Here is an 18,817-nt window from a genome sequence, read left to right as displayed (position 1 = left end):
TACCTCACCATTGCACCTGCACCATGAAGACCTACATTCGCAACCTCACCCTCGGCGTTGTCACTGCCATGGCGTTGATTTCCGCGGCTGCACAGACCGTGGATCCGTATCCCACCAAACCGCTGCGCATCGTCGTGCCATTTCCTCCAGGGGGAAGCATCGACATGGTTGCGCGCATCATCGGACAGAAGCTTTCGGACGAGCTGAAGCAAGCGGTCATCGTAGACAACAGACCTGGTGCGAGTGGCAACATCGGTATGGACCATGTCGCCAAATCCGCTCCTGACGGATACACGCTCGTCATGGCCCCGTTCAGCATTGCGACGAATGCGCACCTCTTCCTGAAGCTGCCATTCGATCCGCTCAATGACCTCGCGCCAATCATCCGCGTTGCCGACCAGCCCAATGTACTCATCGTCAATCCAGACAGGGTGAAGGCGAAGTCCGTGGCGGAGCTGATCAGCCACCTCAAGGCCAATCCCGGAAAGCTGAGCTTCGGAACTTCCGGCTCAGGCAATCCGCAGGATTTGTCTGCACGCGTTTTCATGGCGGCCACAGGTACTGATATGGTGAACGTCGCGTACAAAGGCGGCGCTCCTGCGCTGGCTGATCTGGTGGGCGGGCATATCGACCTGATGTTCGAGACGGCACCCACGGCAGTTCCGTATGTCAAAAGCGGCAAGCTGAAGGCCTTGGCGGTGACCAGTGAGAAGAGGCTGCAGTCCCTGCCTGAAATCCCAACCGTTGCCGAAGCAGGGGTCAGCGGATACAAGGCGGTGTATTGGATGGGCCTGCTTGCCCCCGCACGCACGCCTCCATCGGTGATCAGCAAATTGAATGCAGCGACGCAGAAGATCCTCGCGACGCCGGACACGCAGCGGCAGATCAGCGATATCAGCCTGAGCCCAGCAGGGGGAACGGCGGCCGAGTTCGCCTCATTCATCCGAGCTGAATCTGCTGCTTACTCGAAGCTGATCAAGGAACTGAACATCCCGGCCCAATGACTCCAGGTGCTCGCACCTGGCTGGTGCAAGTGGATTGTCGCGGGCCTGCACGCGGTTGGTGCTGATACAGAAATCGTATCAGCGGTATCCGCACTTCGGAATGGACGCCTCTCGGCCTGCCCGCGATATTCCTGGCGTGATGCAAAAATACAGGAGACCCAATGATTTCGACTCTTCGTCGCGCGTCGGCCATCGCACTGATGGCTGTCACTTCTCTCGGCTTCGCAGCTGAATTTCCGAGCAAACCCATTCGGATCGTTGTGCCCTACCAGCCAGGCGGTTCCACCGACGTCATGGCCCGTCTGGTGGGAGAGCGCTTGTCGCATCGTCTCCAGCAACCTGTCATCGTCGAGAACAAGGCTGGTGCCAGTGAGCAGGTCGGCGCCACGGCAGTCGCCAAATCGCCGGCAGACGGCTACACCGTGATGCTGGCCACCACCATCGGCCTGGCCATCAACCCATCGCTGTACGCCAAGCTTCAGTACGATCCCGCAAAGGACTTCACCCCTTTGCTGCCGGTTGCCAAGATCGCAAGCGTGGTGGTTGTGAACCCCCAGTTGCCGGTCAAGAGCCTGGAAGAGCTGACGGTCTATCTGAAGGCCAATCCTGGGAAGATCAGCTACGGATCTGCGGGAAGCGGGGCGCCCAGCCATCTGGCGATGGAGCTGTACAAACGCGCTGCCGGCGTTGATGCTGCACACATTGCCTACAAGGGTGGTGCGCCGGCATTGCAGGACCTGATGGCGGGCAATATCCAGGTCATGATCGCACTGGTGTCTGAGGCCATGCCGCTCGTCAAGGCGGGAAAATTGCGGGCGCTGGCCATCACCTCGCCGACCCGGTCAACGCGATACCCCGAGTTACCGCCTGTCGCTGACGTCCCGGGCATGAAGGATTTCGAGATCTATCTGTGGTACGCGCTTGTGGCGCCCGCTGGAACCCCGCGTGATGTCGTGGAGAAGTTGAACCAGTCCATCAACAGCGTGCTGGAGGATAAATCCATCAAGGACAAACTGGCCGAGCTCGACATCGAAATAGCCGGTGGTCAGCCGTCGCGTGTGCCAGCGATCTTCAATGCCGAGGGCCTGAAGTGGAAAAAGGTAATCCAGGATGCCGGGATCAAGGCCGAGTGAGTGCCACGCCACGAGTGGATGCCATGCAACCTCGCTATCACTTGTGCGGCGCCTCTGCGCTCATGATGGACGTGTCCGATGGACCGTTCGACCTGACAAAGCAGGAGCGTTTATGGGCACTCAGCGCCCCCGGCGGTGACCTTGTCCAAGTGCACGGTGTACGCAGCCTGGTGCTGGGCGTTAACAACCTTCTGGTGATGTTCGACTCAGACCAGATCGCAACGAAGGCGCTTGGCGACGCTCTCGATGCTGCCTGGGCCAGTTCGCATGCGCGAAGCATGGCAGGACAGCTTGTCGAGGTGCCGGTGCGGTATGACCGCACGAGCGGCTCTGAACTGGAAGGACTGGCGGCGCACGCGGGGCTGGGCGTGGCGGAGGTCGTGCGGCTGCACACCTCCGTGGACTACTGTGTCGCTTGTATCGGCTCGGTGCCTGGATTCCCATACCTCGTTGGCCTGCCGGATGCGTTGGCCATGCCCAGGCATGCCACGCCGCGCCCGCGAGTCCCCAAGGGAGCGGTTGCAATCGGCGGTGCCCAGACAGGCATCATTCCGATGGACATGCCTTCAGGCTGGCATGTGCTGGGCAGTACCGACCTGGCGCTGTTCGATCCCTTGCGGCCAAAGCCTTGCTTGCTCTCTCCTGGCGACCGTGTTCGCTTCATTGACGCGGAGGCAGTGTGACGATTGAGATCCTGAGCAATGGAGCCCTGAACCTCGTACAGGATCTGGGCCGGCCAGACCATGTGGGCATCGGCGTGAGCAGCAGCGGTGCGATGGATGTCCCTGCACTGATACTTGCCAACTCGATGTTGGGCAACCCCGCTGACGCCGCCGGGATCGAGATCAGCATCTTTCCGTTCCGTCTACGGTTTCTGGAGGCTGCCAATTTCGCTTCGGCAGGCGCTTCGACGACAGTCGCAGTGCGAGGCCGCAGCTGGCCCAGCTGGTGGACGGCCCATGCGGATGCAGGCGATATCCTGACCATCGAGCCGCCACCTGATGGAGGGCGTGTGTACCTGGCGATGTCTGGCGGTATCGATGTGCCTTGTGTGTTGGGCTCTCGCTCGACTGATCTCAAGAGCGGGTTCGGTGGTTTTGAGGGGCGCGGTTTGCTGAAAGGTGATCGGCTTTCCTCACTGCACGGGGGCCTGGTTGGAGCAGCCAGCCTGCCTAGCCGGGGTATCGCTCCGCAAACCCGCATTGCGTTCTCCGATGAGCTGAAGCGAGGCACCGTGACCATTCGCACCATGGCAGGTGCGGAGCTCCATCGTTTCAACAAGCAAGCCATCGCGGCATTCACAGAGTCGGACTTTCGATTGACACCCGACTGCAACCGGCAGGGCTATCGCCTGGAAGGTGAGGTGCTTGCGCTGGATGCGAAGGTGGAGCTGCTATCGCATGGCATCGTACCGGGCACCATCCAGGTGCCTCCGTCCGGCCAGCCCATCATCCAGATGGCTGAGGCGAATACCTGTGGTGGTTATCCCAAGATCGCTACCGTCATCGAAGCAGACCTCTGGAGGCTGGCACAACTCAGACCAGGGCTGAGAGTGCGCTTCACATTGGTCGATCAACAAGCCGCGCTGGCCGCAAAGCGTGCCTTGGACGAAGAACTTGCGCGCTTCGCAAATGCGCTGGCGGTCGCAGGTGTTCCTGCGCCGGCGCTCTTAAAACACAAGGAGATTCCATGACAACCGGCAACTTGGCGCGAAGCGTCGATTTGAACTCTGATCTGGGCGAAGGCTTTGGTGCCTGGAGGATGGGCGACGACGATGCGATCCTTAAGGTCGTGAGTTCTGCCAACGTCGCTTGCGGTATGCATGCGGGCGATCCTCACATCATGGCCCGCACCTTTGCCCGCGCGAAGGAGTTGGGCGTGGCGGTCGGTGCGCACCCCGGGTATCCCGACCTGTGGGGCTTTGGCCGACGTGAATTGCCTTGCACCCCCTCGGAGATTGAGCAGTTCATGGCCTACCAGATTGGGGCCGCCTTGGGGGTCTCCACCTACGTCGGGCATCCCATCACCTACGTCAAACCACATGGCGCCATCGCCAACCTGTCGCAAGTCGACGAGGTGGTCGCCGGGGCCATTGTTCGAGCCATCGCGGCGGTCGATTCCAAGCTCGTGCTTTTGACGTATCCGAACGGCCATGCGACCAGGATCGCGCAGGAAATGGGACTCAGGACCTGTGCCGAGATATTTGCCGATAGGGCATACACACCAGACGGGCGCTTGGTTTCGCGCAAGCTGCCAGGGGCTGTTCTGCACGACGTGGAAGAAGCAGCTGCACGTGCCCTGCGGATGGTGCAGGCCGGAGCAGTTGAAACCATTGATGGCTCTTCGCTGCCAATGGAGATCGGGTCCATCTGCGTGCACGGAGACAGCCCCGGTGCCATTGAGATGGCTGCCGCAGTGCGCAGGAAACTAGGCGAAGCGGGTATTGCCATCCGTCCATTTGCCTGAGGGGGGGTCGTGCTATATCAATTGGTTGATGAAGTCTTGGCGAGCGTTGCGGGCAGCAACATCACGGCGCTGGAGTATCGCGCCAGCGGTCATCGCATCCGCCTTGAGCGCCCTCAAGGCGGTGCGCAATTTGCCCCTGCGTCTGACGGTCTGGCCGTATCCCTGCCTGTCCCATCTGCGGAGCTGCAAGCGACGGTCAAGCCAGCGCTGGTACGTGCCGCGATGTACGGCACTTTCTTCCGGGCAGCATCTCCTGATCAGGCGCCATTGGTTGAGGTGGGCCAAACCGTTGAGGTCGGCCAGCAAGTCGGCATCCTGGAGGCGATGAAGACCTTGCACGCAGTCGAGGCAGAGTCTGCGGGTATCGTCCACGAGATCTTTGTAGAGAACGGCGCCGCCGTTGACGCTGGAACTGTGCTCCTGAGCATCAAGGAGGCGGTGCATGGCTGACTTTGACACGGTGTTGATCGCCAATCGCGGGGAAATTGCTTTGCGAGTACACCGCGCTTGCAAGGCGCTCGGTCTCAAGACCGTTGCGGTGCACTCCGACGCGGATCGAAACTTGCGACACGTGGAGCTGGCCGACCAAGCTATCTGCATTGGCCCGGCACCAGCCGCACAGAGTTATCTGAACCCCGACTTGATTCTTCGAGCTGCCCAATTGACGGGGGCTCAGGCGATCCACCCAGGGTATGGCTTTCTTTCGGAAAGCGCCCATTTCTCCGAAGCGGTGGCTCAGGCTGGCCTGGTCTTCATTGGGCCCGGGGGCGCCGCAATACGTCGCATGGGAGACAAGATCGTGGCAAAGCAAGCCATGAAGGCCGCAGGGGTTCCATGTGTGCGGGGCTCCGACGGGGCATTGCCGCAGGATGCTTCGCAAGTATTGCAGCTCGCGCGTGAAACAGGCTTTCCTTTGATCATCAAGGCAGCGGCCGGTGGAGGGGGCCGGGGGATGCGCGTAGTGGCCAAAGAGAGCGAATTGCTGGGAGCCATCGCGTTGACGCGCGAGGAAGCGGCCCGAGCATTTGGCAGTGATGTGGTGTACATGGAGCAATTCCTTCAGAAGCCCCGCCATATAGAAATTCAGGTGCTTGCCGACTCTTTCGGCAATGCCATCTGGCTGGGCGAGCGCGACTGCTCCATGCAACGGCGCCATCAGAAGATCATCGAAGAGGCCCCCGCACCTGGCGTCCCGCGCGACCTGATAGCGAAGCTAGGGGAGCAGTGCGTCCAGGCCTGCCGAGAAATTGGCTATGTCGGTGCGGGAACGTTCGAGTTTCTGTTCGAGGCGGGCGAGTTCTTTTTCATCGAGATGAACACGCGCGTGCAGGTTGAACATCCCGTGACGGAATGGGTAACGGGAGTCGACATCGTGGTAGAGCAAGTTCGCATTGCGCAAGGGAAGCCACTGTCGATCCGGCAGGAGGACGTGCGCATCGAAGGGCATGCCGTGGAATGCCGCATCAATGCCGAGCATCCGTGGCGTTTCACCCCTTCACCAGGAGAGGTCGTGCAGTGGATTGCGCCTGGAGGCCCCGGGGTGCGTGTTGAGTCGCATCTGTATGCTGGTTACACAGTCCCTCCCAACTACGATTCGCTGATCGCCAAACTGGTGGTGCACGGACGTAGCCGAGATCAGGCATTGGCTCGTATGCGAACGGCTCTCGACGAGATGGACATCCAAGGCATCGACTCCACCATTCCGTTGCAACGCACGTTGATGGATGAGCCAGGCTTTGTAAGTGGAGGCGTGGACATTCACCACTTGGAACACTGGCTGGGCGCGCAAGCGCAACACAAGGAATGAGCATGCCTGTCGAGCACCAACTGGGCGAAGTGGTGAAGCGCTTGCGAGCAAGCGATGTCAGCTACTTCGAGTGTGAAGGCCCTGATTTCTTCCTTTCTGTGCACCTCTCCCGCGCCCCCTTGGCTGCTGGTCCCGAGACTGGGTCGCCGCCGGCATCAGTGGGGGCAACTCCGGCCGCCATGGTCGTCAGGTCGGCTGGCATGGGCGTCTTGCGATTGGCCCATCCACTAGGTACCCAGGTGGCACTGAAGGAAGGCGATCGCGTGGAGCCCCAGCAGTGGGTGGCATTGCTGTGTGTGGGCGATTTGCTGACGCCGGTATTTGCGGCGCATGCTGGCGTGGTCGACCGGGTCATAGGCACCGAAGGCTCGATCATCGGATACGGGGATGCGCTGTTTGAATTGCGACCTGGGTAAGGGGCTTGCACACGATTGTGTTGGTACCGACCGGTTGCACTGAAAGCTAGGTGATCCGTTCACCGGTCTAGTGTGCAGCGCGTTTGCGCCGTGCTGGCGGGGGTGCGTTCACCGGTGCATGCAGCACCGCGTCGAGCATGGGGTGTTTGCGTGCCGTGTTCCAGGCAATTGCTGCCGTGATCACCTTCAGGTTCTCCTTGAGGGGGCGCACCACTACGTTTTCAGGGGCCAGCTTCTTCAGCGACGCAGGCACCAACGCAATTCCTTGCCCGCAGCCTACAAACGCTACCTGAGAGGCGACGGAGCGCACCTCGTGCAGCACGCGTGGAGAGAACCCGCTGGCATGGCAGGCGGCGACCAGGCTGTCAAAGTACACCGGACTCACCTGCCGGGAGAACATGGCGAACTCTTCGTGCGCCAGCGAGGCGAGCCGCACCCTGGGTAGCCCGGCCAGGGGGTGCGTCTTGGGGAGTGCCACAGCCAGGCGATCCTCTGCAAGTGGGGTGGACGCGATGTCCGGGCCCAGCTCGCCCTCCAGCCTGGCGAACGCCAGGTCGATATCCCCGCTTCGCAGCAATGGCACAGCCTCCGCACTGTCGATCTCCCGAACGGACACGGTCAACGAGGGATGTTCGCTCTTCAGTCGAGCAAGAAGCAGGGGCAAGGTATCCAGCATGGTGGAGCTGATGGCCCCGATGGTCAACAGGTTGGCATGGCCAGCGGCTGCCTCCTGCACCGCTAATTCAAGGCGCTGCAGCTGATCTGCGAACTTTCGCACCGCAGGGAGGATCGCTGCCCCCGCTGGCGTCAGTCGCGTGCCTCGGCGCGATCGCTCAAAAAGTTGCAGCTTCAATGCCTGCTCCAGCACTTGTATCTGCTCGGTCAGTGGTGGCTGTGACATCCCCAGCCGCTTGGCCGCGCCGCTAAAACTCTGCGCCTCGGCAACGGCGAGAAAAAGCCAAAGGTGACGGATAAGGCGGAAGTTGATCATGGCAGTTCTATAGGTTGGGCATATGGATAAGTTCCAAATATCGGAATTTACAGATAACCCGGCGTCAACGAAAGTGCGGACTCAAGAACTTTCGATGGGCCTCGCCGATGCCGACCTCTCTACTGAACCGTTTGGCAGCGCTGGACACGAACACCGTGTCGGATGCGCTGGACTTCCTGCAACTGCCGGGTGCTACCTACGGTTTGCGGCCACTCTGGGCCTGCCCAAAAATTGTCGGCCGTGCCAGCACCATCCAGTTGGGCGCCAAGACCGATGCCCAGCCCACAGTGCACCTCATTTCCCCCGTGATTGCCGAGATCGACAGCGATGACCGCGTCCTGGTGATCGCCGGCGGCCTGGAGGGAATTTCATGTTGGGGCGACATCCTCGCCAATGCTGCGGTTGCACGCGGGGTCCGTGGATCTGTGATTGACGGTTTGAGCCGCGACATCGAAGGCAGTGAGTCGGTGGGGTATCCGGTGTATGGGCGCGGCGTGACCATGATCAGCGCGCGGAATCGTGTCGTGCAGATTGACTCCGGCAAGCCAGTGCAGATGGCAGGTGTCACTGTGTGCCAAGACGACTACGTGATTGCTGATCGCTGCGGGGCGGTTTTCGTGCCGGCAGCTCGCATAGAGGAGGTGCTGCTCCTTGGCGAGCGCATTGCCCGCCGCCAGGACGGGATGGTGCTGGCAGTCCGCCAGGGGCGCTCTGTCGCTGATGTCATGCACGACAAGGAATTTGACGCTATTCATGGAGGAAAGAAATGACTGCACACGAAGACAAGGAATTGGTCGCTCTGTTCAAGGGACTGGACACCCCAGGGGTGTCGGATGCGATGGACAAGTTGGGGCTTCATGGCCAGTGTCTGGGCGTTGCACCTTTGGAGAACTACAAGCAGGTGGTGGTAGGCCCGGCCTTCACTGTGAAGTACGTCGCTGCATCCCATCCAGCAGGAACGGTGGGTGACTTCATCGACGATGTCGCTCCAGGCGATGTGGTCGTGATCGATAACGATGGACGGACCGACTGCACTGTTTGGGGCGACATCATGACCCAGTACGCCGGCATCCGAAAGATCGGTGCGACGGTCATCGACGGCGTGTGCCGTGATGTTTCCAAGGCGCTGGGAGACGGCTATCCGCTGTTCACCAAAGGCCGATTCATGCGTACAGGTAAGGACCGTGTTCAGGTTGAAGCCGTTAACGTGCCCGTGTCCATCGGTACGGCCCGAGTGGCAGCACGAGACATCATCGTTGCGGATGCCAATGGCGTGGTGGTTGTTCCTCGCAATCGGGCGCGCGAAGTGGCGGAAGTGGCGCACAAGATCGAATCCACTGAATCTGATATCCGGATCCAAATCGCCCAAGGGAAAACGCTGGGTGAGGCCCGCGCTGCGCTGGGCTATCACACCTTACAGCGGAAAGTCTGACCATGGGCTTGAATGCAGATCTGGAACGGCTGAATGTCCACCTTGCAAGTGCGCAGCCATCTGCGACATACAAGATGATGGACCGTGTCGCGGCACGGCGAGCCGCGGGAGGGCGGGTGCTTTCGCTTTCAGCGGGCGAGCCGGACTTCGACACGCCTGAACACGTGCGTGAGGCGGGGATTGCCGCGATCCGAGCCGGCCACACGCGCTACACGCAGGTGGGCGGTATGAGAGAGCTCCGCGAGGCCATTGCCACCAAGTTCACTCGGGAGAATGGGTTGGATGTCGATTGGCAGGACACCTTGGTATGCAACGGTGGGAAGCAGGTCATCTACAACGCGCTTGCGGCGACCCTCAATGAAGGCGATGAAGTGATCGTGCCGGCACCGTACTGGGTGAGCTATCCCGAAATGGTTCAACTGTGCGGGGCCAAGGCAGTCACTGTTGCCTGCGGCAGTGCCAGCGGCTTCAAGCTGACACCGCAGATGCTTGCCAGGGCCATCACACCGCAGACCCGTTGGATCATCCTCAATTCACCTTCCAATCCGACGGGTGCGGTGTACACGGCGCAAGAGTTGCGTGCACTTGCCGAAGTGCTCCTCGCACATCCCCGCGTGCTGGTTTTGTCCGACGACATCTACGAGCACCTGATCTTTGACGACGCGGCGTTCCATACGATGGCCCAGGTCGCTCCTGAACTGCGTGAGCGCATTTTGACCATGAATGGGGTCTCCAAGGCCTATGCGATGACGGGTTGGCGCATCGGCTATTGCACAGGACCTCGATGGCTTCTGGATGCCATGGAGAAGCTGCAGGGTCAGCAGACTTCGGGTGCGTGCACGATCTCACAGCACGCAGCGCTTGCCGCCCTGCGGGGACCGCAAGACTTCATCGGCCGCAGTCGTGCGGTCTTCCAACAGCGGCGAGACCTCATGGTGCGCATGCTCAACGAAACGCCAGGCCTGCAATGCGACGTTCCCCAGGGTGCGTTCTATGCGTTTGCATCGTGCGAAGGCCTTCTTGGGCACACCACGCCAGCGGGAACAGCCTTGCATACGGACGAGGACGTCGCAGGGGCGTTGCTGGACGAGGTCGGAGTGGCTGTGGTCCATGGAAGTGCCTTTGGCCTGGGGCCGTACATCCGGATTGCCTATGCCTTGGACGATGCTTCGTTGCTCCAGGCGTGCGAAGCCATCCAGGGGTTCTGCCGGTCTTTGAAGCACCTCCCGGCGCTGAATGACTGGCGGGAGTCAACTGGCATGACGACGGGTGCGTCCTGATCGATTGGCCAAGTACACATGTTTAACAAGAAGGAGACATCTGTGAAGATAAGTGCAAAAGTATGTGCGGCTGCGGTGCTGGGAACGGTGACAAGCGTCGCCATGGCGGACGACCTGGTCGTGAAGATCGGGCATGTTGCCCCCTTGAGCGGACCGATTGCCCATTTGGGCAAGGACAACGAAAACGGCGCACGCATGGCGGTGGATGAACTCAACGCCAAGGGCGTGCAGATCGGGGGACGAAAGGCCAAGTTCGTGCTCTTGGCTGAAGACGATGCAGGAGATCCCAAGCAAGGCACCGCGGTGGCGCAAAAGCTGGTGGACGCCAAGGTCAACGGCGTCGTTGGGCACCTGAATTCAGGCACCACCATACCGGCCTCGAAGGTGTATGCGGATGCGGGGATCGCGCAGATCAGCCCTTCGTCCACCAATCCAAAGTACACGCGCCAGGGTTTCAAGACCACGTTCCGCATGGTGGCTGACGACGTTCACCTTGGCGGCACGCTGGGCCGCTATGCTGTGAAGGAGCTCCATGCAAAATCCATTGCGGTGGTCGATGACCGGACCGCATACGGGCAGGGGGTCGCTGACGAATTCAGCAAGGCGGTCGCTGCGGCTGGTGTGAAAGTCGCCGTGCGTGAGTTCACGACCGACAAGGCTGCCGATTTCAGCGCCATTCTCACGAGCATCAAATCCGTCAAGCCGGACGTCATCTTCTACGGTGGCATGGACGCAGTCGGCGGCCCGATGATCCGCCAGATGAAGCAACTGGGGATCTCGGCGAAGTTCATGGGGGGTGACGGCATTTGCTCCAGTGAACTGCCCAAACTCGCCAATGGGACGATTGCGGACGATCAAGTGGTTTGTGCGGAAGCCGGTGGCGTGGAGGCTTCTCAGAACGGGGCACTCGAAAAGTTCAAAGCGGACTTCAAGAAGAAGTTCGGCGCCAACGTGCAGATCTACGCTCCCTATGCCTACGACGCAGTGCAGGTCATGGCGCACGCCATGGTCCAAGCCGGATCGGCTGAGCCTTCCAAGTACCTTCCGGTGCTGTCCAAGATCACCGGCTTCAATGGCGTCACCGGGGCTATTGCCTTCGACGAAAAGGGCGACATTCGCAACGGCGCCTTGACGCTCTATACCTTCAGGGCAGGCGAGCGAAAGCAGTTGACGGTGGTTCGCTAGGCGCACTGCTGCTGTTGGCTCTACCCGAGGGTTGCGCAATCCATTGTGCGATTGCGCACCCTGTTCATTTCACTTACGCCTCGGAGCATGCCGTGGCCCATGCTGAGGGCATGGCACGCCTTGAGCTCATGGGGCATAGGAAACGACTGCATGATTGAGAAAGCAGAATTCAAGAGGACTCGCTGGTCACTCGTTGTCGATGGCGTCGGATTGGAGATCGCCGCCATTCACCGCGAAGGAGATGGCACTCCGGTCGTGTTCCTGCATGGCTTTGGTTCCACGAAGGAGGACTATGCCGATCTGGTACGGCATGCGGACTTCGCAGGCAGGCCCTTTGTTGCCTACGATGCGCCAGGCTGTGGAGAAAGCCAATGTGGTGACCTAGGCCGGATTTCCATCGACTTTCTCGCGGCCACCGCGCTCGAGGTGCTTGGGCGCCTAGATATCGAACGCTTCGACCTGGTCGGCCATTCAATGGGTGGGCTCACATCGTTGATGCTCGCGCACAGGCATCCTGAAAAGGTCCTGAGCTTCGTCAACATCGAAGGGAATGTTGCACCGGAAGACTGCTTCCTCAGCCGGCAGATATTTGGCTATCCGCAAGCCGATGCCCAGATCTTTTTCGATGAGTTCATCGAGAGAGCGCGCCATGCTCCGGCCTATGCCAGCGCCCTGTATGCCGCCAGTTTGAAGCACAAGGTCAGGCCCGGTGCCGTGAGGCCAATATTCGAGTCGATGGTGAACCTGTCAGACCATGGGATGTTGATGGACAAATTCCTTGGCCTCCCATGTCCGCGCATGTTCATGTACGGCGAACAGAACGCCCATCTTTCTTACCTGAGCTACATCCGGGAAAAAGGTGTCCGGCTCGCACCCATTCCCCACTGCGGCCACTTCCCCATGTACTCCAACCCGATTGCAATGTGGGACGCCATTGCAGCATTTCACCGATCTCGCGGCGTCCGCAATGAGCACTTGGGCCTGTGAGTCTCATGCCCCTTTGAGGGCCTCTTTTGGGTATCCAGTTTCCTTGCATTCATCAACCATTCGAAGTGAGAGCACCATGATCGGCTGCCAAATCCTCCAACGACAACGTGCCGTCAGCCTCGCGCTGGCTCGGCAATTCCTCGATGTGCCCGTGGCCAACGTCAGCGACTGCATGTCGCGCATGACCGCAGGCGGTGCCCGCCTGCGGCCCATGCACGACGGCACCGCCATGGCCGGGCCGGCCTTCACCATCAAGACCCGCCCGGGTGACAACCTGCTGATCCACAAGGCGCTGAAACTCGCGCAGCCCGGCGACGTGATCGTGGTGGATGCGGGCGGCGACCTCACCAACGCCCTCATTGGCGAGATCATGGTGGGCGAAGCCAAGCTCAAGGGCTTTGGCGGCATCGTCATCAATGGCGCCATCCGCGACAGCGCCGTGATCCGCAAGGACAGCTTTCCGGTGTTCGCCGCCGGCGTCACCCACCGCGGCCCTTACAAGGACGGCCCCGGCGAGATCAATGTGCCCATCGCCATCGACGGCATGGTCATCGAACCCGGCGACCTGGTCATTGGTGACGACGACGGTTTGCTGTGCGTGCCCTATGACCAGGCCGAACAACTGCTGTCAGCCGCCCACAAGAAGCAAGACATTGAGGCCGTGATGGTGGCCGAGATCCGCGATGGCACGCAGGACAACGCTTGGATTGACGTGGCTCTGAAACGGGTAAGCTGTTCCATCGAAGCGTGACTATCAGTTGGCGGAGTAGCCTTCATGTCGGCGGCCATGCACTGGGAGGCCGGACGAGGCATTCGCACACGCGCAAACAGGTTTGGCCTCGTGGCCAACGTCCTTGCGGCCATGCTCCATCCTCGATTTTTTCCTTCACAACTCCAACAAGGAGGTCTACCGCACTGCGGACATGACGTGCGGTAGGACGATTGTTGGGCAGACCCAGCATGATCGTGTGGGTGATTTCAGGACAGCAATTGGAGATTCTCACGACGCAATTGAAGGGCCGCGAAATCAAGGGAATTCACTAAGGTCCATCCTATGTCCGTAACTGCATAGGCGATGTCCACGCATAGTTTGGCTTGGCTATTCCTTTGAAGATGTGAGCCGCCCAAGATGAACGGCCGCACTATCCGATAGGCGGTATTCAGGCTTTTGTCAGGCACAACGGCCATCGGGTTGCGTCTACCGCCTGTCCTTTTTCGACCCTCTGGATGTGCACGCGCACGTGCCCCAGCGATAGGCTTGCACCCCAGCCCACTTCGCATTGACTGCGGTGAATCGGGTTTGAAAACCAACGGCCAACACATTGGAGGACACTCATGCTGACACGGACACCTGACCGAACTTCTTCAGGGATTTTTCACCCCAAGCTCTGGGCTATGGCCTTGGGGCTTTGCCTAGGCGGAGCCACTGGCCATGCACTGGCGCAAAGCGCCAATACCCCACCGGCGGGCTACAAGCCCTGCGCCATCGAAGGGCAGAAATGCAGCTTTAGCGGCACGGCCAATGTGGTCTATGGAGCGGGCAACACATGGACCAGCCCCCGCAGCTTCACCAACGGTGCAAACTGCAGCAACGCCACATTTAGCGATCCCTTGTGGGGCGTGCAAAAGGCTTGTTATGCCAGTGCCCCAGCGTCACCGCCAGCCCCTGCGCTGAGCGCACCTCCACCGGGCTACACCTTGTGTGCAGTAGAAGGGCAACAATGCAACTTCAGCGGCACGGCCAATGTAGTGTATGGGGCTGGCACGACCTGGACTGCCGCACGCGCATTCACCAACAACGTGATGTGCGACAACGCCACTTTTGGTGATCCTCTGCGGCAGGTGAAGAAGGCATGCTACGCCGGCAACCCTGTCCCAACGCCCACTCCATCAGCACCACCCGCTACACCGCCGGTGTCGACACCAAGTGCCTCCGTGACGTACTACTTCTCCGACTGCCAGGCAGGCGCTGCCACCGGTTGCGTGCCAGGGAGCAACTCCAACCCCGGCACCCAGGCGGCACCCAAGCAAAATCTGGCGAGCATCAACGTCAACACTTTGCCAGCAGGGTCGCACCTGCTATTCAACCGCGGAGGCGCATGGATGGGGTTTGCCGTTGGACTGGAGAATTCCAATGCAACGGTTGCAACACCACTGACGTTCGATGCTTACGGCAATGGCGCAGCCCCGCTACTGCAACTAGGCTCAGGCAACATGTTCAATATCGGCGGCGGTTGGGGCAACCAGACAAACGACGGTGGCTACCAGATCCGTAACCTGAAACTCGACGGCATGGGCACCGCCGAGTGGGGCGTGTGGTTCGTGCAGAACGTACATGACGTGACATTGGAGAACAACGAAATTACAGGTTTCCGGATTGCCATTAACTCGAACAATGGAGCTCCGCATGGCGTCTCAGGCATCACGCTTAGAAACAACAATATCCACCACAATCGAGCGATGGGCCTGCTAGGGCACTATAACGATCTGCTCATCGAGGGCAACCTCATTGAGGCGAACAATTTCAGCGGGAGCGGCTTCGACCATGGTACCTACATTGGTGGTGGGCGCAATATCACCATCCGGGACAACAGGTACATCCGTAACTCGATAGTCAATGGTGTGTGCCAGGGCGGGAATATGACTTTTCACGGTCAGATCGATGGCCTCCTGGTCGAGGGCAATCGCATTGAACAAGACGCGGCTGCGGCTGGTTGCTGGCTGATGTCGATCACCCAAGGTTACAGCACGGCAGAGTGGTTCCGCAACGCCGTGGTGCGTAACAACAAGCTTATCAACGGTGGTAACACGGTGATGGCGGTTCAGTCAGCACCCGGCATCGTGGTGGAGGGCAATGTGGCCATCAACACACAGGCGACCACCCAGACTGCATTCGCCATCGGCAGCGGCCCTGGCCCATACCAAGATGGCGATTCGGGCGACAGCAATGCGGTTGTGCGCAACAACACCGCGTGTAGGGCCCACGCCAGCGCCTCGGGGGCAGTGACCAACATCAACTCGCCTGGTGCAATCGTGACCAACAACACCGAAGTTACAGGTGCAGCAGCCACCACGGGGCTTTGCGCACGCTGACGCGCTCTCAACGTTGCTGTCCCGCTTAGTCCCTTCGTCCGCCCTTGCTGCTTGGGCGAAGGGTACTCAGCCTCCTACGCATTGCATCGGAGCAAAGTCCTTCATGTGGGCTGCTTGCCCACCACCTAACAGCCCTGTTTCATCGTCCCCTGGTTTCGTTCGTTCCAGAACATAGCAGACGCTTTCACAATATCTAGGACTGACTGGCAGGCGATCCAGAAAATTGCTTAGCGCCTGCTTCGAAAACGGCGCGGGCGTTGGACTTCAGCCTCGGGCGATGCGGTAAGTTGTAGTGGCCCCCCGACTATCGACTCCTGTACCACCGGAACATTGGTGAAGTCGCAGTACTCTTGCGCCAGCATCACGATCGAGGAGATCAACGTGCTTCGATCCTCGCCTTGTACATAGCTATGTAAGTGGATTCAGGCGGTTCGGGCGTGCACTGCACAACTGTCAGAGAGCCGTTGTGCACCATGGGCTCAAGGCACTGAAGGGGAAGGCAACTAGTGCCCAGCCAGGACACCGTGAGGCCGATATTGGCGATTGGGTTGTTGAGCATGATCGTGTTGGTCGGCTGCACGCCAGTGACTTCATCCAACTTGCGTAGGCCGAGCCCGCGCCGGAGTGGCTTCACCGCAACTGAAAGCGGCGGGCGCCCAGTTCGTGTAGGCGGTAGACCTTGGAGAGCGCTGCTCGCGTCAAAATCGATCCACATCCCCAATGTGCGCGGCTCGGCCATCACCGACGTCATGGCGGGGCACATCAGCATGATGCTCGAGGGGCCTTCCGTGTTCTCGCAGATCCAGGTTGGCAAGTTGCGCGCGCTGGTCCTCACTTCGAAAAAGCGCCTGCCTCAGTTGCATGAGGTGCCCACTATGGACGAGGCGGGGGGCCTGGTTTTGAGGTCATGGCTTGGCAGGGTGTCTTTGCGCCGGCGGGAACACCCAAGCCCGTGCTTCAGCGACTGCGCAAGGAAATCGCAACCATACTCCGCACGCCGGAGGTGCAGCGCCGGCTGGAGCAGATGGGCGTGGTCGGCTCGGGCATCGGCGACGATGATGGGTTGCTGTGCGTGCCCTACGATCAAGCCGAGCAACTGCTGGCTGCCACGCACAAACAACAGAAGATCGAAGCAGTGATGGTGGCCGGGATCGCGGACGGCACGCAGGACAACACGCGGATTGATGCCGCGCTCAAGCGTGCGAATTGCACAATCGAAGGGCAGAGATCCATGGACGCATCTTTCATGCGCAGGGCTGGGAAGACGCTCATCAATCGTGTGCTGGTTGCGTTCCTTTGCCAAACGCCTGGAAAGCGCGCGTGAAGTCGCAGCAGTTCTGGGCCAGCATCACGATGGAAGAGATGAGGGTGCTGCGGTTCTCTCCTTTGTACAGGGCTGCGTAGGTGTTCGCTGGTGGGCTGGGCGTGCAGGGCACCACGGCCAGCGAGCCTGCCGCGATCATTGGGCTCAGGCAGCGCACGGGCAGGTAGCTGATGCCTAGCCCCGATACCGTGAGCCCGATGACGGCGATCATGTTGTTCACCACGATGGCATCGGCGGGGGTCACCCCCTGGGACTTCATCCAGTTGGCATAGGCCACGCCCGCGCCGGAGCGGCTGCCCTGCAGGATCAGGCGGTGGGTCGCCAGCTCGTGCAGCCGGTACACCCGCCCGGTCTCCACCAGCCCGGGCTTGCACATCCAGGCGCTTTCGAAGCCGCCCACGGTCTTCTTCTGCAACCGGTCTTCGGGAAATGCGTCGGGCACGATGACCAGGTCCAGCTCGTCGCCCAGTAACTTCTCGCGCAGGTTGACGCTCGCGTCCACATCAGGCTCGATGGTGACTTTGGGGTAGTACTCCTGAATCAACTCGACCAGTCGGTACAGCCAGGTCATGGCCGTGAGCTCCGTGACGCCGATGCGCACGCGCCGCTCGATCACCTCAGGCTTGCTGAACTGCTCGATGGCGGCGTCGCGTTGCTCCAGCAGGCGCTTGGCCAGCACGAACATCTCTTCTCCCTTTTCCGTAAGGCGCGCTGAACGAAGGGAGCGGTCAAAGAGCTGCGTGTCAAAGGCCGCTTCCAATTCCTGGACACGTTTCGACACGGCGGACTGGGATGTGTGCAGCTTCTGTGCTGCAGGTCCAAAGCCATCGAGCTGGGCAACCCAGTAGAGCGCCTCCAGTTGTTTGAACGTCATCATGGTGCAGCCCCTAGGCTAAACCCTAAATAAAACACTTTTTTTCCGATGTTTGCGCGGAAAAATATCGCTTTTTTAATTCTAGGGGACTTTGACAATGGCGCATCGCTCTCGCAAAGAGCCCTTGAGGAAAACGCCATGGTTCCCACCAGTCTCGCCATCGACCCATATGCCGCGTCCACCAGTGGCGCTGCCGTCGAAGCCTTTCGCGACGTCGTCACACCGCACATCAGCGATAACCTGCAGCGTTTGCCCGGTATCACGGCCCTGCAGCGCTTTCACCGTGGGCGCAAGCTCCTGGGGACTGCCGTCACGGTGAAGACGCGGCCCGGCGACAACCTGGTGATCTACAAGGCTCTGATGACCATGTCGCCGGGGCAGGTGCTGGTGGTGGACGGTGCAGGCGACATGACCAACGCGCTGATCGGTGAGTTGATCATGCTCTACGCGCAGCAGCGCGGCTGCGCGGGCGTGGTGATCGACGGTGCCATCCGCGATGCGGCAGCCTTCTATGGAGCGGACTTTCCCTGCTATGCGCGCGGCGTGAGCCACCGCGGGCCGTACAAGCAGGGGCCGGGTGTCATCAACGTGCCGGTGTCCATTGCCGGGCAGGTGGTCTGCCCCGGGGACATCGTGGTCGGTGATGAGGATGGTGTGGTGACCTTCCCCGTAGCCGATGCGCCGCGCCTGCTGGATGCCATTGCGCAGACGGCGCGCATGGAGGACGCCATCAAGGCCGAGATCGCCACGGGCCGGGTAGAGCAGTCCTGGCTCAGCAAAACCCTGGGGTCGCACGGCCTGCTTTGAGTCGAGTCCCCGCCTCCT

Annotated in this window: 19 protein-coding genes and 1 pseudogene; 18 read left to right on the top strand and 2 right to left on the bottom strand. The window is 60.4% G+C overall.

The window, feature by feature from the left end; genetic code table 11:
• Nucleotides 1-23 precede the first annotated feature (23 nt).
• From IB243_RS17495 to IB243_RS17460, 8 genes are all read left to right on the top strand, one after another.
• Nucleotides 24-1,004, top strand: coding sequence for a tripartite tricarboxylate transporter substrate binding protein (locus tag IB243_RS17495; RefSeq protein ID WP_192428521.1), 981 nt, complete (start codon nt 24-26; stop codon nt 1,002-1,004).
• 161 nt (nt 1,005-1,165) lie between these two features.
• Nucleotides 1,166-2,137 carry a tripartite tricarboxylate transporter substrate binding protein gene (locus IB243_RS17490; RefSeq protein ID WP_225585027.1) on the top strand — a complete coding sequence of 324 codons (972 nt, stop codon included), beginning with the start codon at nt 1,166-1,168 and terminating at the stop codon, nt 2,135-2,137.
• Between the two features lie 23 nt (nt 2,138-2,160).
• Nucleotides 2,161-2,820, top strand: coding sequence for a 5-oxoprolinase subunit PxpB (pxpB, locus tag IB243_RS17485; protein ID WP_192428520.1), 660 nt, complete (start codon nt 2,161-2,163; stop codon nt 2,818-2,820).
• Complete coding sequence (locus IB243_RS17480) at nt 2,817-3,830, top strand: biotin-dependent carboxyltransferase family protein (protein ID WP_370540354.1); 1,014 nt, start codon at nt 2,817-2,819, stop codon at nt 3,828-3,830. Before pxpB ends, IB243_RS17480 begins: the two co-directional genes overlap by 4 nt.
• Nucleotides 3,827-4,603 carry a LamB/YcsF family protein gene (locus IB243_RS17475; protein ID WP_192428519.1) on the top strand — a complete coding sequence of 259 codons (777 nt, stop codon included), beginning with the start codon at nt 3,827-3,829 and terminating at the stop codon, nt 4,601-4,603. The genes IB243_RS17480 and IB243_RS17475 overlap by 4 nt, the downstream gene beginning before the upstream one ends.
• Nucleotides 4,604-4,612: 9 nt before the next feature.
• Nucleotides 4,613-5,053 carry a biotin/lipoyl-containing protein gene (locus IB243_RS27475; RefSeq protein ID WP_192428518.1) on the top strand — a complete coding sequence of 147 codons (441 nt, stop codon included), beginning with the start codon at nt 4,613-4,615 and terminating at the stop codon, nt 5,051-5,053.
• On the top strand, nt 5,046-6,410 hold the full coding sequence (gene accC / locus IB243_RS17465; RefSeq protein WP_192428517.1) for an acetyl-CoA carboxylase biotin carboxylase subunit: 1,365 nt from the start codon (nt 5,046-5,048) through the stop codon (nt 6,408-6,410). Before IB243_RS27475 ends, accC begins: the two co-directional genes overlap by 8 nt.
• 2 nt (nt 6,411-6,412) lie before the next feature.
• The gene (locus IB243_RS17460) at nt 6,413-6,826 is read left to right on the top strand and encodes a hypothetical protein (RefSeq protein WP_192428516.1); all 414 of its coding nucleotides are present in this window, start codon (nt 6,413-6,415) and stop codon (nt 6,824-6,826) included.
• Between the two features lie 67 nt (nt 6,827-6,893).
• Here IB243_RS17460 and IB243_RS17455 read toward each other — a convergent pair whose 3' ends face one another.
• A complete protein-coding gene (locus tag IB243_RS17455; RefSeq protein ID WP_192428515.1) occupies nt 6,894-7,817 on the bottom strand; it encodes a LysR family transcriptional regulator in 924 nt (307 codons plus the stop codon).
• 107 nt (nt 7,818-7,924) lie between these two features.
• On the opposite strand from IB243_RS17455, the gene IB243_RS17450 reads away from it, so the two are divergent.
• From IB243_RS17450 to IB243_RS27305, 9 genes and pseudogenes are all read left to right on the top strand, one after another.
• Nucleotides 7,925-8,587, top strand: coding sequence for an RraA family protein (locus IB243_RS17450; RefSeq protein ID WP_192428514.1), 663 nt, complete (start codon nt 7,925-7,927; stop codon nt 8,585-8,587).
• On the top strand, nt 8,584-9,249 hold the full coding sequence (locus tag IB243_RS17445) for an RraA family protein (protein WP_192428513.1): 666 nt from the start codon (nt 8,584-8,586) through the stop codon (nt 9,247-9,249). The genes IB243_RS17450 and IB243_RS17445 overlap by 4 nt, the downstream gene beginning before the upstream one ends.
• A 2-nt stretch (nt 9,250-9,251) precedes the next feature.
• Complete coding sequence (locus IB243_RS17440) at nt 9,252-10,529, top strand: pyridoxal phosphate-dependent aminotransferase (RefSeq protein ID WP_225585026.1); 1,278 nt, start codon at nt 9,252-9,254, stop codon at nt 10,527-10,529.
• 18 nt (nt 10,530-10,547) lie between these two features.
• Nucleotides 10,548-11,714, top strand: a complete 1,167-nt coding sequence (locus IB243_RS17435) for a branched-chain amino acid ABC transporter substrate-binding protein (RefSeq protein WP_192428512.1) — start codon at nt 10,548-10,550, stop codon at nt 11,712-11,714.
• Between the two features lie 150 nt (nt 11,715-11,864).
• Nucleotides 11,865-12,701, top strand: a complete 837-nt coding sequence (locus IB243_RS17430; RefSeq protein WP_192428511.1) for an alpha/beta fold hydrolase — start codon at nt 11,865-11,867, stop codon at nt 12,699-12,701.
• Nucleotides 12,702-12,777: 76 nt separating this feature from the next.
• The gene (locus IB243_RS17425) at nt 12,778-13,452 is read left to right on the top strand and encodes an RraA family protein (protein ID WP_192428497.1); all 675 of its coding nucleotides are present in this window, start codon (nt 12,778-12,780) and stop codon (nt 13,450-13,452) included.
• Between the two features lie 584 nt (nt 13,453-14,036).
• Complete coding sequence (locus IB243_RS17420; RefSeq protein ID WP_192428510.1) at nt 14,037-15,794, top strand: right-handed parallel beta-helix repeat-containing protein; 1,758 nt, start codon at nt 14,037-14,039, stop codon at nt 15,792-15,794.
• A gap of 557 nt (nt 15,795-16,351) precedes the next feature.
• A pseudogene (locus IB243_RS27470) lies at nt 16,352-16,657 on the top strand (hypothetical protein); the annotation flags it as partial.
• Nucleotides 16,658-16,701: 44 nt separating this feature from the next.
• The gene (locus IB243_RS27305; RefSeq protein WP_192428509.1) at nt 16,702-17,118 is read left to right on the top strand and encodes a tripartite tricarboxylate transporter substrate-binding protein; all 417 of its coding nucleotides are present in this window, start codon (nt 16,702-16,704) and stop codon (nt 17,116-17,118) included.
• Here the strand turns inward: IB243_RS27305 and IB243_RS17405 are convergent.
• A complete protein-coding gene (locus tag IB243_RS17405) occupies nt 17,066-17,992 on the bottom strand; it encodes a LysR family transcriptional regulator (protein ID WP_192428792.1) in 927 nt (308 codons plus the stop codon). The genes IB243_RS27305 and IB243_RS17405 overlap by 53 nt on opposite strands.
• 138 nt (nt 17,993-18,130) lie before the next feature.
• On the opposite strand from IB243_RS17405, the gene IB243_RS17400 reads away from it, so the two are divergent.
• Nucleotides 18,131-18,799, top strand: a complete 669-nt coding sequence (locus IB243_RS17400; RefSeq protein ID WP_192428508.1) for an RraA family protein — start codon at nt 18,131-18,133, stop codon at nt 18,797-18,799.
• Nucleotides 18,800-18,817: the final 18 nt, after the last annotated feature.

The organism is Acidovorax sp. ACV01, assembly GCF_014851495.1.
Taxonomy (GTDB): Bacteria; Pseudomonadota; Gammaproteobacteria; order Burkholderiales; family Burkholderiaceae_C; genus Acidovorax; species Acidovorax radicis.
This window is presented reverse-complemented; position numbering and strand designations above follow the sequence as displayed.